The organism is Nocardia sp. bgisy134 (assembly GCF_965341865.1).
Classification (GTDB): Bacteria; Actinomycetota; Actinomycetes; order Mycobacteriales; family Mycobacteriaceae; genus Nocardia.
This window is the reverse complement of record NZ_CBDQZP010000004.1, coordinates 36,580-50,770: the sequence shown is the minus strand read 5'-3', so window position 1 is coordinate 50,770 and position 14,191 is coordinate 36,580. Positions and strand designations below refer to the sequence as shown.

Below are 14,191 nucleotides of genomic sequence, written 5' to 3'. Positions count from 1 at the left end.
TGCTTTCTCGCTCTCGCGACCGCACAGCAACGACCACCGTCCGGCCGCCGCCGCCGGGTCTCAGTCGTCGCCGCCGAGCGCGCGGAAACTCAGGTAACTCGGGTTGTCCGGACGCAGCAGAACGCGCTGACCCGCGATCTGGCGCTGCTTCCACGGCGGGATCAGGTGACGGGGTGAACTGGTGCGGCTCACCGAGATTCGCAACCGGTGCCCGGCACGGAGCAGGGCCTCGGTGGGGTTGATCTCGATGTCGATCTCGAAAGCGAGGCCCGGTTCCACCGGTTGCGCGGAATCGGCGGTCATGGGGTGCACGGCGAAAAGCAGCTCGCCCTCGGCGTAGTAGCTGTCGGCCGAGTCGACCGCGCGCAGTGTGGACAGCAGCGCACCGCGGGTGAGCGGCACCGAGGCGCCGTCGGGCCGCACGTCGCACACGATGACCGACCAGAATGCGTCGGCGCCGTCGGCCGTCGCGAGCAGGTGCAGATTCATCGGACCGGAGAGCACCGTATCGGTGGCGAACGGCGCGCTCGTGAAGGTGAGCGCGGTGGCCTCGCTGCGCCGGTCGTCGTTGCCGAAACGGTCGCCGAACAGCAGCGCGACGCCCATCGTCATCACCGCGGTGTTGTTGGAGGCCGCGCTGACCCGGCCGGTCGGCACCGGCAGGGACAGCTCGGTATCGGTTGGCGCGGAGGATAATCCGCCGTCCAGCGCGGCGTGCCCCGCGGTGCCGCTCGGCACGTCGGTCAGATAGAGCCTGCGTACGCCCGTCGCCGGGTCGGGAAACTCGGCGCGCTGCACCCACCGCCCGTCGCCCTGCCTGCGCACCGTGACCGGTCCGTACCCGTCGATGCCGTTGTCGATGCCCTTGACCCACCGGTCGAAGAACGCGCACTGGAGTTCGTCGAGCGCCTGCGGGTTGCCCGGATCGCCGAAGCCGGAGCCGGGCGTGAGATGGTAGGAGTCGTCCACCAGGACCTGCTTGGGTCCCGGCGCGACCGGAATACGGTCGTAGATGCGGAAATTCGACCGGTTGTAGACGTCGTGCCAGCCGCCGTGGATCCAGGTGGGCACGTCGATCTCCTCGAAATGGGCCAGCCGCGCCGCCCATTCCGGATTGAGATAGCCGTCGGGATGGTCGATGTCGAGGGCGATCCGCAGCGCCCTGCGCACCCAGTCCGAGCGCGCGGTGACGCGATCGCGCAGATAGTGGCCCAGCAGCCCGTTGCGCACCAGGCCGGGCAGCGCGGGAACGCGTCCGGCCCCGTGCACGAACAGGATCCACGCGAGCATGCCCGGCGTGGGCACACCGCCGGTGAGCCCGAGTTCGCGCACCGGGTTCTCGCCCGCCTCGATGGCGAACACCGCGGTGAGGCCCTCCGGGCGCAGGCCCGCCGTGATGAGCGCCGAGATCGCGCCGTAGGAGAGTCCGGTCACCGCGACGCGCCCGTCGCACCATGGCTGCGCGCGGACCCATTCGAGCACCTCGAGGTAGTCGCGCTGTTCGCGGGGGCCGAAGAAATCCCAGGTGCCGGTGGAACTTCCGGTGCCGCGCACGTCCACCATCAGTCCCACGTACCCGCGCGAGACGGCGGTGCGGTTGATCGCGAACGGCTCCAAGATCCCGCCCGCCGGGGTGCGCAGCACGTCGCGTGCCGTCATCCTGCCTCGGTCCGACGGTGCGACACGCATCGCCAGCGCGCGCAGCGCCCGATTCGCGCGCATACCGTGCCGGTTGAGCATCTTGTTGTAGGCGGTGAAGTTGATCAGCGCCGGGAGCGGCTCGGCGGTCGGCCCGGACCGGTCGCCGGGACGCAGGACGTCGGCGCTGAGCACGGCGCCGTCCGACATCGGGATCGGAATCGTCGAGGACGCATGTAGTTTCGGGTAGCGCGCCGGCCCTATGTCGAAACGTGCGTCCGGCGGCGCGCCGGTAGCGCTGGTCAGCGGCTCGACCATGGCGATCCCCCTCCGAGGTTCGTGTCTTATCGTGCGCGCAGCACGCCCGGCTTGTCGACGTACCGTTGCATCGCCCAGTTCAGGCCGCGCATGGCGAGGTTGTAGGAGGGCGGGAAGTAGCGCTGGGCCCAGTGCCCGATCCGGATGTCGCGCGAGGTGTAGATCAGATACCGGTTCCGCTCCACCCCGCGCACAATGGATTTCGCCGCCTGTTCGGGCGTGACGGCGTGCCGCAGGAACAGCTTCAGCCCCGCTTGCACGGCCTCGGCCTCGCGGTCGACGCCCGCGATGTCCACCCGGTTCACCATCGGCGTCGACATCGCGCCAGGACATACCAGGCTGACGCCGATCCCGTGCCTGCGCAGGTCGAAACGCAGCACCTCCGAGACGCCGCGCAGCCCGAATTTGCTTGCGCTGTACGGCGCGTGCCACGGCAGACCGAACAGGCCCGCGGCCGAGGACACGTTGACCAGGTGCCCGCCACGTCCCGCCTCGATCATCGGCGGCAGGAACTCCTCGATGACGTGGATCGGACCCATCAGGTCGATGTCGATGGTGCGCCGCCACTGATCGTGGGTCAGACGGTCGACGGTCCCCCAGGTGGCGATGCCCGCCACGTTCATCACGATGTCGACGCTGCCGATCGTGTCGTGCGCCTTCGCGGCCAACGCGACGACGGCGGCGTGGTCACTGACGTCGAGTGCCTCGGCCAGGTGCACGGTGGCGCCCGCCTCGCGCAACTCCCCGGCGGTACGCTGCAAGCCTGCCTCGTCGATGTCGGTGAGAATCAGTGACGCGCCCTTGGCCGCGACCGCACGGGCGGTGTCTCGGCCAAGGCCGCTGGCCGCCCCGGTGATCAGGCAGCTCTTGCCGTCGAACTTCGTCATGGCTAGACCATAAGTGTCGGTGAACACGGTTGTCTATCAATCGAGCGCGATGCGTCCCAGACGGAACCGTTCGACGCGGGCCGCACAGGGGCGGGAGGAGCACCGTTACGGCTCGGAAGAGCTTTTCGCCGACGGGTTTTCATAGAGCAACAGGTCGACGACGCGCAGGATTCGGTCGATGTCGAAGCGGCGGGGGTCGGCCAGCATCTGCCGCGCCACGGTCTGGACGGCGCCCTGCACGATCTCGACGAAAACGTCGAGGTCCACCTCGTCGGTGTGTTCGTCGGCCGGTCGGCTCGCCAGCCAGGCGCCGAGCAGCCGTCGCAGCGGCGCGCGTAGTTCGTCGCGCGCCCGCTCGATCGGCGGGCGCAACGCGACAGGCACCCCGTCGATCGGGTAGTACACCAGCCGCCAGCTGTCGGGGACGGAGCTCAGATCGCTCAGGAAGCGGGCCAGTCCCGCGAGCAGCGCCGCCTTGGGATCGGTGGGCGCGGCGGCGAGCTCGGCCACATTCGAGGTGGCGGCGACCATGCGGGCGGTCTCGCGCGCGATGAGGTCGCGGAGCAGGTCGTCGCGGTTGGCGTACAGGTCGTACACCACCGGGCGGGTCACCCCGCCCCGCTCGGCCACCGCGGCGATCGTGACGTCCGCGAAACCGGACACGGCGAGGATGCGTAACGCCGTGTCGAGCAGCTGTTCTCGCCGATCGGCGGGCTGCAGGCGTTTGGCGTACCTGCGGCGCGGCCGGGCGGCGTCGCTACCGGCCCGCGCCACCGGCCACCTCCCCGATGCCCGTGGCGGCCACGGCCCGGCGCGCGAGCCAGCGCAATGTCGAGGCGACGGCGTCGCGGCGCTCGGCGCCCCCTTCGTCGAGCACCAAGCGGGCGGCGGTCTCGCTCGTGCTGATGGCGGTGTAGCTGACGAGTTCGGCGTCGATCTCCCGCTCGCCCATGGCGGCGATCAGGCGGATCATGGCTTCGGAGCGCTCGCGCAGCACCGCACGGCCGTGCGCCACCCGTTCGTGTGCCGCGGGCGGCAGCGCCTGGTCACGCAGCAGCACGAAGCGCCACGTGGCCGGTGCGGCGAGCACTATGTCCAGGAACAGGTCGGTGGCCTCGGCCGCGACCTGGGCGGGATCGGCTCCGGGCCGGATTTCGGGAATGGACGCGGTCGCCATGTCCAGCGCGCGTTCTTCCTCCCGGTCGAGCAGTGCGGTGAAAAGCCCGTCGCGGTCGCCGAATTCGGCGTAGAGCGCGGGCCTGGTCAGGCCTGCGGCTCGGGCGACGGCGTGCATGCTCGCCTGGGTGTAGCCCTCGCGGAGGATGAGATCGCGTGCCGCGTCGAGGATCTGGTCGCGTCGCGCTGACACCTTCGCCTCCATCGTGATCGGTCGTCGAGCGTCAGCACTCCCCCAGCGAACTGGTCACCCGATTGAATAGTGTACGCAGCCGGAGGCTCAGCGGGGCGAGTCGCGCCGGAATGCGAGCTCATCGCCCGTCGGTTTGTCCACGGAGACAATCAGTTTCATCGAATCCTACGGCGGCGACGGAGCTACGGAGGTAAATTGACGTCGTTGTATTCGTATGTGACGCAGACTACTTCCGATCGGTGGAAGTGCTGATGGTCACAGGTGATCGCGACATCGGGCTACCCCAGAAGCCCCGGATGTCGGCGACCCGCGCCGAGGCGGATCGGTGCGTGCGCAACGGGGGATGGAGGAACGATGAAGGAGGCGGCACCGACCGTCGCGGACGGGGGCGCGATCCGGATCGCGCGGGAAAACGTCACCGGCACCGCGGTTTCCAGCGTGCGCACGTTCGGCCGGGCGGTCGATCTCGGCATCGAGTCGGTGCGCGGCGCGGTCTCCGATCTGATCGGCCTGCGGTTCCAATGGCAGGAGATGCTGCGCCAGGCCTGGTATCTGGTGACCGTCACGGCCCTGCCCGCGGTGCTGATGGCGGTGCCGTTCGGTGTGGTGGTCTCGGTGCAGGTGGGCAACCTGATCCACCAACTCGGCGCCGATTCGATGATCGGCGCGGCGGGCGGGCTCGGCGTGATCCAGCAGGGCGCGCCGATCGCTACCGGATTGCTGCTCGGCGGGGCAGGCGCCTCGGCCATCGCCGCCGACCTCGGCGCACGGACCGTGCGCGAGGAGATCGACGCGTTGCGCACCATGGGAATCAGTCCCGTGCACCGGCTCGTCATCCCCCGGGTGGTGGCGATGCTGTTCGTCGCTCCCCTGCTGAACGTGCTGATCATCTTCGTCGGGGTGGTCTCCGGTTACGCGGTCGCGATCAGCGCGCAGAACGTGACGCCGGGCAGCTACTGGGCGACGTTCGGCTCCTTCGCGGTCGTCGCCGACGTGTGGATCTCGTTGGCCAAGGCCATGCTGTTCGGCTTCCTCGTGGTGATCATCGCCTGCCAGCGCGGGCTGGAGGCCAAGGGCGGGCCGCGCGGCGTCGCCGACGGCGTCAACGCCGCGGTGGTGATCTCGGTGGCCTCGATCATCGTGGTCAACCTGGTGATCACCCAGATCGTGACGATGTTCCTGCCACTGCGGGTGGCCTGAGATGACCGCGACACCCTACGCACCCAAAGGCCTCGGCTGGGCCTATCGCGCCGCCCGCAACCGCGGCCGGATCCTCGCCCCGATCGAAACCACCGGTTTCCTGCTCGGTTTCGTCTTTCAGGCGCTGTGGGCGATACCGCTGACGCTGCGCCGCTACCGCGCCCAGACGATGCGCACCATCACCGACATGACCTGGGGGCGCGGGTCGGTCATCGTCGGCGGCGGCACCGTGCCGATGCTGGTGGTGCTCGGCGTCGCGATGGGCGCTGGCGTCGGCATCCAGTCCTTCGCCGCGCTGGACCTGATCGGCCTCGGGCCGGTCACCGGCGTGGTGTCGGCCTTCGCCAACACCAGGGAACTCGCCCCCATCGCGGCGGCGATCGGCTTCGCCGCGCAGGCGGGCTGCCGGATGACCGCGGAGATCGGCTCGATGCGCATCTCCGAGGAGATCGACGCCATCGAATCCCTCGGATTGCGCTCGGTGCCTTTCGTCGTCACCACGCGGGTCATCGCGGGCGCCGTCGCGATCGTGCCGACTTTCCTCATCGCGCTGATCCTGAGCTATCTGGCCTGTTCCGCGGTGATCGTCCTGCTGCACGGTCAGGCGGGTGGCGTGTACAACCACTACTTCTTCCAGTTCACCAGTGGCTACGACGTGCTCGCCGCGGTGGTCAAGATCCTGGTGTTCGGCGTCACCGTCATCCTGATCCATTGCTACTACGGCTTTTTCGCCTCCGGCGGACCCGAGGGCGTCGGCATCGCGTCCGGTCGCGCGGTGCGGGCCAGCTTCGTCGCCATCATCGCCCTCGACATGGTGCTCACCATCATGCTCTGGGGCATCAACTCCGCCATCGAATTCCCGGGGTGATCCCATGCCGAACTACGGACTGCCCGGCGTGCCGATGAGCAGGCGCGGTTCTCGTGCGCTGGGCGCCGCCGCGCTGGCGCTGACGGTCGCCGCGGGACTCACCTGGCGCGCGGGCCTCGACGACCGGCCGCCGGACCGTCTCCAGGTCCAGCTGCGCACCGAGCAGATCGGCGAAGGCGTCATCGAGGGCACGCGGGTGCGCTACGACGGCGTCACCGTCGGCGAGATCACCGAGATCGCCGCCGTCGGCAAGGGACGCCAGTTGATCACGCTGGATCTCGACAAGACACAGACAGCGGGCCTCACCGACGCGCTCACCGTGGACTACGCGCCGGAGAACCTGTTCGGGATCAGCGCTCTCACGCTGCGGGCCGCCGTGGGCGGCGCACCGCTCGCCGAGGGCGGATTGATCGATCTCGCCGGCGCGCACGCCGACAAGGTCACCGACGTGACCATGGGCAGCCTGCTGCGCGCGCTCACCGCCACCTCCACCGAGGTGCTCACCCCGCAGCTGTCGGAATTGCTCGCCACGGTCAACAGCGAGATGAGCTCGTTCGCCCCGCTCTGGGAGGCGATCATCGCGCTGAGTCGCGCCGTGGCCGACACCCAGCGCTACCCCGCGCCGTATCTGATCGACCAGTACGCGGCCTTCTTCGGCGGCGCGGGCGATTTCGCCTCCGCGACCTTCCGGCTCCTGCACGCGGTCATGAACATCGAGATCTTCCGCAACGACCGGCCGCGCTACGACGCCACCATCACCATGGTCGTGGACGGAGCGCTGCCCAAGATCGGGTTGCTCGGTGACGCCGCGAATCGGCAGTTGCACAGCTACACAGCCGAACTGACGCCGCTCGTCGGTGCGCTCGCGGCCACACTGCCCGAGCCGGGACGCTCGCGCGCCGAGGCAGCCGCATTGATCGATCGGCTCGAGCGCCTGTTCTCCGACACACCCGACGGGCCCGCGCTGAATGTGGCCGTGACCCTGCGCGGGATGCCGGGGCTCGCGGTGCCGCTGCTCGGACCGTCCGGATTCGCGGCGCTGAACGCGGGAGGTGCGCGATGACGGCCCTGCCGATCCGTGCCGTGATGTGGCGGCTCGGGCTGTTCGCGGCCGCGATGGTCGTGCTGCTGGCCGTCGTCGTGCAGGCGATCACCCGCCCGGTGGACGGCGAGACCGGTTCCTACACCGCCGAATTCACCGACGTGAGCGGACTGAAGACCGGCGACGACGTCCGGATGTTCGGCGTGTCGGTCGGCAAGGTCGCCGAGATCGAGCGGGCGGGCAACAACGCCCGGGTGACCTTCACCGTCCAGCGCGACCGCCCCGTCTACGACGCCAGCGTCATCGCCATTCGCTACCAATCCCTGACCGGCCAGCGCTATGTCGATGTGCGGCAACCGGATAGGCCGGGGACGCCGCTGCCGCCCGGCGCGGCGTTCGGGGTGTCGAGCACGGTGCCCTCCTTCGACATCACCCAGCTGTTCAACGGCTTGCAGCCGGTGATCGCCGAGTTCTCCCCCGGCGCGCTCAACCAGTTCACCGAAAGCGTGCTCGCGGTGATAGAAGGGAACGGGTCCGGCATCGGCCCCGCGCTGGACGCCATCGAGAAGCTCAGTCGCTACACCTCCGATCGGCAGGCGGTGATCGCCACGATCGTGGCCAATCTGCATGCGATCTCCACACAGGTCGGCGGGCGCTCACCGCATCTGGCCACCCTGTTGGAGGGAATCGCGGACGTATTCAGCGCCTTTCGGGTGAAGCTGGACGGTTTGCTCGACTTCGCCGCCGTGGCGCCCTCGGCGATGGGACCGCTGAACAGCCTGATGGAGACGCTCGGGTTCACCGAGGCCAGCAATCCCGATCTGATGACCGACCTGCGGCTGCTGTTCCCCGACCCGCAGGCGGCACTGGACGCGCTCGGCAGGCTGCCGGGCCTGCTCCAAGCGCTCAGCGCCGCGCTACCGCCCGCGCCTGGCGCCGCCGGTCCGGTGCCGATGAGCTGCTCCAAGGGCTCGGTCGCACTCCCCCAGGTGCTTTCGGTGCTGGTCGCCGGACAAAGGATCGCGATATGCAACGGATGATCCAACGTGCGCTGAATCAGCTCGCGGCGCACGGGTTTTCGCACGATCGGCACGAGGCGGCCAAGAACGCCAGGGAATTCCGCCTCGGTATCCTCGGCGCACTGTTCGTCGCCGCGCTGCTGCTGGCCACCGCGGTGATCTATCTGGTCCCGCTGGGCAAGACCGGCTACACCGCCGACCTGGCGGAGGCGAACTCGGTCAAAGTGGGCGACCAGGTCCGCCTCGCGGGCATCACGGTCGGCTCGGTGACCGCGCTCGAGCTGGGCGAGACGAAGGTGCGAATGACCTTCACGGTGGATCGCGACGTGTTTCTCGGTGACGCGACCAGCCTGGAGATCCGCATGCTCACCGCGGTCGGCGGCCACTACGTCGCGGTGTTCCCCGCGGGCGAGCGCGCCCTCGGCTCGCGGCCGATCCCGCCCGACCGGGTGCGGCTGCCCTACAGCCTGGTGCGCATCCTGCAGGACGCCGCTGCACCTGTCGCTCAGGTCGACGGGGAAACGCTGCGGCAGAATCTGGCCGCCCTCCAGCACTCCCTCGACACCAGCCCCGACGCGTTGCGCCAGATGGGCACCGCGATGCAGTCCTTCGTGGACATCCTGCGCGGGCAGAACCTCGAGGTGTCGCGTGCGCTCGCGGTGCTGGACGAGTATGTGCGCGCGATCGATGTGAACAAGTCGCTGATCGGGACGTTCGTCCGCGAGGTCGGCACCCTGATGACGGTCGGGCTCGGCAAGCGCGCCGAGATCGAATCGGCGTTGACCGTGGCGGCTTCGCTGCTGTCGCGGATCGCGGCGATCGAGCCGTCCTGGCGGGAGGTGCTCGCCCCGCTGGCCGGGAAGCTGCGCGAGCTGCTGCCGCAGCTGGAACAGCTGGCCGCGCAACTGGATGTGGCCATTCCGCAGTGGCAGCGGCTGCGCGAGCAACTCGTGGCGATGACCGCTTCGGAGGACGGTGTCGTCATCGATCAGTCGGCGCTGACGGCGACGGTGTGTATTCCGCTGCCGGGATGGGAGTGCTGAGCGATGACGCGCATCCTGCGGTCCCAGGGTTTCGTGACCGTGCTCGGCGCGCTGGTGCTGGCGCTGGTCGCCGCGATCGGGTATCTGGTGGTGTTCGATCCGGTGAAGAAGACGGTCGCCTACTGCGCCATCATGCCCGATGCCGTCGGCCTGTATCCGGGCAATCACGTGACGGCGCTCGGCATTCCGATCGGCACGGTCAACGCGGTGCGACCCGAGGGCACGGCGGTGCGGGTCGACTTCGAGGTGCAGGCGGAGCGCGTGCTGCGCGGGGAGGTCACCGCGACCACGGTCTCCGACACCCTGGTCGCCGATCGCGCCCTCGCGGTCCTCGGCGAGCCGGGCGCGGCGCCGTGGGATCGCTCGACGTGCATCACGAACACCTTCACGCCGAAGAGCATCAGCCAAACACTCCAGGGCTTCTCCCAGCTGGCGGCCCAGCTGACCGGCGGCGGAAATCCGGGCGAGCAGACCAGGATTCGGGACAGCGTCGTCGCCTTCGAGGCCGCCACTTCGGGCACCGGTCCGGAGCTGAACAAGCTGATCACCGATCTCGGCGATGCCCTGCGCGCGCCGGACGCGGCCATCGGGCGCATCGGCGGGCTGCTGGACTCCTACGGCTCACTGATGTCGAGCATCGCGCTGAACTGGGAGGACATCAAGATCGTGCTGGTGCAGGCGAGCGAGGGCATCGCCTTCATCAACGAGCTCTGGGACCGCGTGGTGCAGCTGATCGACTCGCTGCTGGTCATCCTGCCGTGGCTCAACAGCATCGCCCGTGAGTACGGCAGGCCGATCCTCGGCGCGCTGGACGGCGCGCTACCGGGCCTGCGGCTGCTCTCCGCGAACGTCGGGTCGCTCCAGCAGCTGGTGTCGATGGTCCCGCCGATCGTGCAGTTCTTCGAGCAGGTGATCGACCCGGCGACCGGGCGGCCGCAGCTGACCTATGCCGCGCCCAAGGTCGGGCTGCCGCGCGAGCAGGCCGATCGGATCTGCGCCGCGCTCAACGCGCTGCGGCCCGGCCACTGTGACGGTGCCGAAAACGGTTTGGCCGACGTGAATCTGGTGTCCCTGGTGCTCGGAACGGTAGGTGCTCGATGACTACGCGATCGGTCCGCCACGCCATGCTCGCTGTCGCACTGGCGGCCGCTCTGCTGTTGCCCGGATGCGGATTCGATCCCGCCCAGGTGCCGGTGCCCGGCGCGACCGTGTCCGGTCCGACCTACCGGGTGCGGATCGAGCTGGCGAACGCACTGAACCTGCCCGCCCAGGCCAAGGTGGTGGCCAACGGCGCGCAGATCGGCAGCCTGCGCGAGGTGCGAGTGGTCGACCCGACGCCGGAGCAGCCCGGCCGGGTGGAGGCGGTCGTCGAGATCGCCGAGGCGGTGCGACTGCCGGTGACCACCACCGTGCAGCTGCGCCAGAACACCATCCTCGGCGACATCTACATCGGACTCAGCACGCCCACCGGCGATTTCGACCGTGTCATCGCGCCGGGCGGCACCATACCGCTGGCGCGGACCCGCCCCGCGCTTCAGGTGGAAGACCTGCTGGCGGGCATGTCGACCTTCGTCGGCGGCGGCGCGATGCAGCAGATGCAGGCCATCGTCAACCGCGTCAACGCGACGCTGCCCGAGCGGCCCGCCGAGACCGCGCGGATCTTCGAGGTGCTCGGCCGCGACGTGTCCGACGTGGCCGAGCACATGGTGGTGGTGGACCGGTTCCTCGACTCGATCCAGCGCGATCTCGATGTGGCGCTGCGCAATCCGCGGGAACTCGACGCGCTGCTCAGCGAGCGTGGCGCGGTGGAGATCCCCGCCGACGCGACATCACTGGTGCTCACGCTCGGCGTGGTCGGCGGGCTCGGCATCGTCGGGCACGCAATCGCCTGGCTCGCGCCGCTGCTCGAGGCGGGCGACGAGGCCGCGAAAGCCTTGGTGCCGTTGTTGTTCGCGGACCGGCCGCTGGATCTGAGCGCACCGTCGAATCTGAACCGGGTGGTGTCGCTGATCCGCGACAAGATCATTCCGTTCGTGGAGCGCGGGCCGAAGCTGAACGTCGGCCAGGTGTTCGTGGAGGGAACGGGAACGGTGGAAGGGGCGCCGACGCCGGTCGCCACCGACGAGCAGGTGGCTCGAATCATCGCCACCCTCAGGATGATCGGAGTCGTGCGATGAACGTCGCCACCGAAACCGCCTATCCCGGCTACGTCCCCCAGAATCCCGCGGGCAGCGCGACCGACGAGGTGTTGCGGCGACTCGGCCCACTCGCTTCGCTGGCCGCGATCGCGGCGATTCTGCTGATCGGCGTGGGACATCTGAGCTTCGGCGTGGTGCGGGTCGGCTGGTTCACCGAGTACACCGAGGCCACCATGACGGTCCCGGATTCCGGTGGCCTGCTGCCGCGATCCAAGGTGCTGCTCTCCGGTATCCAGATCGGGCAGATCACCGCGGTGACGCACACCCGCGATGGCATCGATGTGGCCTTCCGTTACGACGCCGAATACCGGGTGCCCGCGAACAGTTCGGTCCGCATCGAGACGCTCTCGGCGCTGGGCGAGCCGTATCTGGAGTTCCGGCCGACGGTCGCGGACGCGCCGTACCTGCGCGACGGCGACCGGCTCGCGGCCGCGTCGGTGCAGCGGCCGGTGTCGATCCCCGAGGTCGCCCGCACCGCGACCCAGCTCCTCGAGCAGATCGACCCGGCGACCGTGGCCGCCATCATCGACAACTTCAGCACCGGACTCGCGGGCACCGAGGCGGTGATCCCGCAACTGTCCAGGGCAGGCGACCTGTTGGCGGCCACACTACTGAGCCGCACCGACCTGATTCGCAGGCTGCTGGTCGACATGCAGGCCCAGGCCACCGATATGACATGGGCGGGCGGCGAATTGGCCGCCGCCTCCAGACCGTGGGCCGAGTTCGGTCCGCGGGTCAGCGACGTGGCCGCGGCGATCGCGCGCGTCCTGCGGATCGGCGACACCCCCGCGGACTACCTCACCGACACCGAGGACGTGATCGGACTGCTCCCGTTCCTCGACGCCCTCACCCAGAAGCTGGATCTCCTCGGCCCCGAACTGCGCGAACTGTTTCCGGTCGTCCAGCCACTGCTCGCACTGACAACGGGAGTGCTCGGCAAGGTCGACCTCGGCAGCCTGATCTCCCAGGCCCTGCACGCCACGACCCCGGACGGCGCACTGCAATTGCAGATCACCGTCCGGTAGGTCGGTCCTTCGCGGAGGCCGACATTCGCTGAACGCTGTCCAGGTCTCTGTGCAGCGCTGCGGGGTCACCGGCGCCGCCCGGCTCCGAGAAGTTCGGCCGACGCCAATCTGGCAAAAGAGTGTCGCGGGATGCCAGTCCGGAACCCTGTCCCTCATGGATGGCACGATCGGACCATGAATCACCTGACCAGCCGGTTCGCGGGGCACCTCGATTTCGGCGACGACTCGGTGGCCGGTGCCGTGCTACCTGCTGGAATAGACGGATTCGGAGCCGGTGCCTGGTATTGGATTCACGGTGACGAGACTCTGAACCAAAGCGAACTCGACAAGGCCGAGACCGCTCTCCTCGATGTGAAGGCCCTGGTCGCTGCGGCCTTCGTCGCTTTCGCCGCCGAGCTGACCGATCCCCGGTCGACGACCTCATTGTTTCGCAAGGTTCATCTCGAGGAGATCCCCGAAGAGATGGCGGGCGACTTGTTCGACGTGGACACTTGTGAGGCTGTTACCGACAAGGTCTTCCTCGACCATCTACTCGTCGTCGGCATTGCGATCAGCCCCGCGGCGACGGAACGTGTTCTCGCGCTCGACTTCGCGATCGGCGCTGACAAGCCCACCGACCAGCTGCTTGTCGCCGTGTGGGATCGGAACAACACCGTTACCGTCCACCACGAAAGTTGAGCCCGGCGAATCACCCGTCACTACAAACCAAACCCACAGCTTTTCCGGCATGCACACCAAAAACTCGGCGTGACAACCGAACACGTGATCCACGTCGCGGCAAGCCAGCCTCTGGACATGGCCGTCTGCCACTCGATGGGCATCCGAGCCTTCTGGAGGGTCGACCGGAATACGGCAGAAACCTGCCGTTGAGGCCATAGTGGCCGGTGAGAGACCCGACGTCGGTGTGGCGGGTGGTGCCGGTTAGGGTTCGGGTGCTCTGGTGGTGTTGTTGTTCCGGGTGGTTTCGTGGCTTCGATCGATCGCACCTGTTCACGCTGGTCGACTCGATCGAGCTGGAGCCGGTGACCGCGGAGCGCGCCGTGGCCGACGCAGTGGAATTCGTGCGTGCGGTGCGGAACCGGCGCGGGGACTGGATCGGCGAGACCGTGGTGCTTGAACGCGATGGCGTTAAGTCGGTGGTGCGGGTGGATGTGGACTCCTTCGCCAGCGAGTTGTGGCGGAAGGTGTTGCGGGACAAGCGCCGTCCGAGGATGTTGTCGCGGCGGCATCTGGCGGTGTGCGTGTTCTCCTATCTGGCGGCCGAGCTGCGCTCCGGTGATATCGCGGTGGCAGGGTCGGACTCGTATGCGAACCTGCACGCGCAGTTGATGAGCTGGGACGAGTGCGCGCCGCTGGTCGAGCAGTTCTGCGCCCAGGCCGGTATGCCATCCGAGGCGAGCGAGCTGCACAGTCTGACATGGCCCGCAAGCGCCGTTCTTCGGGAAAGCTCACCGGCCAGCTTCCGGCTCGACATGACTACCCGCCTGGATCTGAATCGAGAGCGGGAGGCTTATCCGCAAGCATCTTGATGGCCTCTGTCCGGGGTGCAAGCGCCGTCCCAGCGGCCATCAGCCGTGGCGCGCG

14 protein-coding genes are annotated in these 14,191 nt (G+C 68.7%); 10 read left to right on the top strand and 4 right to left on the bottom strand.

The genetic code is table 11. The features are described from left to right. Positions 1-60: 60 nt before the first annotated feature. From ACRWNM_RS09145 to ACRWNM_RS09130, 4 genes are all read right to left on the bottom strand, one after another. Entirely contained in the window at positions 61-1,956 is a 1,896-nt protein-coding gene (locus ACRWNM_RS09145; RefSeq protein ID WP_431965510.1) for a CocE/NonD family hydrolase, read from the bottom strand. A gap of 26 nt (positions 1,957-1,982) precedes the next feature. Beyond that, complete coding sequence (locus ACRWNM_RS09140) at positions 1,983-2,843, bottom strand: SDR family oxidoreductase (protein ID WP_431965508.1); 861 nt, start codon at positions 2,841-2,843, stop codon at positions 1,983-1,985. Between the two features lie 105 nt (positions 2,844-2,948). After that, the gene (locus ACRWNM_RS09135) at positions 2,949-3,617 is read right to left on the bottom strand and encodes a TetR/AcrR family transcriptional regulator (RefSeq protein ID WP_431965506.1); all 669 of its coding nucleotides are present in this window, start codon (positions 3,615-3,617) and stop codon (positions 2,949-2,951) included. Then, positions 3,601-4,212: a TetR/AcrR family transcriptional regulator gene (locus ACRWNM_RS09130; protein WP_431965504.1), complete on the bottom strand. Its 612-nt coding sequence runs from the start codon at positions 4,210-4,212 to the stop codon at positions 3,601-3,603. The genes ACRWNM_RS09135 and ACRWNM_RS09130 overlap by 17 nt, the downstream gene beginning before the upstream one ends. A 354-nt stretch (positions 4,213-4,566) precedes the next feature. Between ACRWNM_RS09130 and ACRWNM_RS09125 the strand changes: the two genes are divergently transcribed. The 10 genes from ACRWNM_RS09125 (at position 4,567) to ACRWNM_RS09080 (ending at position 14,136) form a co-directional block, all read left to right on the top strand. After that, the gene (locus ACRWNM_RS09125; protein WP_431965502.1) at positions 4,567-5,412 is read left to right on the top strand and encodes an MlaE family ABC transporter permease; all 846 of its coding nucleotides are present in this window, start codon (positions 4,567-4,569) and stop codon (positions 5,410-5,412) included. Position 5,413: 1 nt separating this feature from the next. After that, on the top strand, positions 5,414-6,280 hold the full coding sequence (locus ACRWNM_RS09120) for an ABC transporter permease (RefSeq protein ID WP_431965501.1): 867 nt from the start codon (positions 5,414-5,416) through the stop codon (positions 6,278-6,280). A 4-nt stretch (positions 6,281-6,284) separates the two neighbouring features. Next, positions 6,285-7,343: an MlaD family protein gene (locus ACRWNM_RS09115; RefSeq protein ID WP_431965500.1), complete on the top strand. Its 1,059-nt coding sequence runs from the start codon at positions 6,285-6,287 to the stop codon at positions 7,341-7,343. Further along, positions 7,340-8,362 (top strand): MCE family protein, encoded by a 1,023-nt coding sequence (locus ACRWNM_RS09110; RefSeq protein ID WP_431965498.1) that lies wholly within the window; start codon positions 7,340-7,342, stop codon positions 8,360-8,362. The genes ACRWNM_RS09115 and ACRWNM_RS09110 overlap by 4 nt, the downstream gene beginning before the upstream one ends. Further along, positions 8,350-9,384, top strand: a complete 1,035-nt coding sequence (locus ACRWNM_RS09105; protein WP_431965496.1) for an MlaD family protein — start codon at positions 8,350-8,352, stop codon at positions 9,382-9,384. The genes ACRWNM_RS09110 and ACRWNM_RS09105 overlap by 13 nt, the downstream gene beginning before the upstream one ends. A 3-nt stretch (positions 9,385-9,387) precedes the next feature. After that, positions 9,388-10,485 carry an MlaD family protein gene (locus ACRWNM_RS09100; protein WP_431965494.1) on the top strand — a complete coding sequence of 366 codons (1,098 nt, stop codon included), beginning with the start codon at positions 9,388-9,390 and terminating at the stop codon, positions 10,483-10,485. Next, positions 10,482-11,561, top strand: coding sequence for an MlaD family protein (locus ACRWNM_RS09095; RefSeq protein ID WP_431965492.1), 1,080 nt, complete (start codon positions 10,482-10,484; stop codon positions 11,559-11,561). Before ACRWNM_RS09100 ends, ACRWNM_RS09095 begins: the two co-directional genes overlap by 4 nt. Further along, positions 11,558-12,607 carry an MlaD family protein gene (locus ACRWNM_RS09090; RefSeq protein ID WP_431965490.1) on the top strand — a complete coding sequence of 350 codons (1,050 nt, stop codon included), beginning with the start codon at positions 11,558-11,560 and terminating at the stop codon, positions 12,605-12,607. Before ACRWNM_RS09095 ends, ACRWNM_RS09090 begins: the two co-directional genes overlap by 4 nt. Before the next feature lie 228 nt (positions 12,608-12,835). After that, positions 12,836-13,285, top strand: a complete 450-nt coding sequence (locus tag ACRWNM_RS09085) for a hypothetical protein (protein ID WP_431965488.1) — start codon at positions 12,836-12,838, stop codon at positions 13,283-13,285. Between the two features lie 224 nt (positions 13,286-13,509). Further along, positions 13,510-14,136, top strand: a complete 627-nt coding sequence (locus ACRWNM_RS09080) for a hypothetical protein (RefSeq protein WP_431965486.1) — start codon at positions 13,510-13,512, stop codon at positions 14,134-14,136. Positions 14,137-14,191: the final 55 nt, after the last annotated feature.

Bases quoted from the DNA above. Each gene is read 5' to 3' on its own strand.
- ACRWNM_RS09095 (WP_431965492.1), top strand. From the start codon at position 10,482: ATGACTACGCGATCGGTCCGCCACGCCATGCTCGCTGTCGCACTGGCG.
- ACRWNM_RS09115 (WP_431965500.1), top strand. From the start codon at position 6,285: ATGCCGAACTACGGACTGCCCGGCGTGCCGATGAGCAGGCGCGGTTCT.
- ACRWNM_RS09145 (WP_431965510.1), bottom strand. From the start codon at position 1,956: ATGGTCGAGCCGCTGACCAGCGCTACCGGCGCGCCGCCGGACGCACGT.
- ACRWNM_RS09090 (WP_431965490.1), top strand. From the start codon at position 11,558: ATGAACGTCGCCACCGAAACCGCCTATCCCGGCTACGTCCCCCAGAAT.
- ACRWNM_RS09100 (WP_431965494.1), top strand. From the start codon at position 9,388: ATGACGCGCATCCTGCGGTCCCAGGGTTTCGTGACCGTGCTCGGCGCG.
- ACRWNM_RS09120 (WP_431965501.1), top strand. From the start codon at position 5,414: ATGACCGCGACACCCTACGCACCCAAAGGCCTCGGCTGGGCCTATCGC.
- ACRWNM_RS09105 (WP_431965496.1), top strand. From the start codon at position 8,350: ATGCAACGGATGATCCAACGTGCGCTGAATCAGCTCGCGGCGCACGGG.
- ACRWNM_RS09125 (WP_431965502.1), top strand. From the start codon at position 4,567: ATGAAGGAGGCGGCACCGACCGTCGCGGACGGGGGCGCGATCCGGATC.
- ACRWNM_RS09140 (WP_431965508.1), bottom strand. From the start codon at position 2,843: ATGACGAAGTTCGACGGCAAGAGCTGCCTGATCACCGGGGCGGCCAGC.
- ACRWNM_RS09110 (WP_431965498.1), top strand. From the start codon at position 7,340: ATGACGGCCCTGCCGATCCGTGCCGTGATGTGGCGGCTCGGGCTGTTC.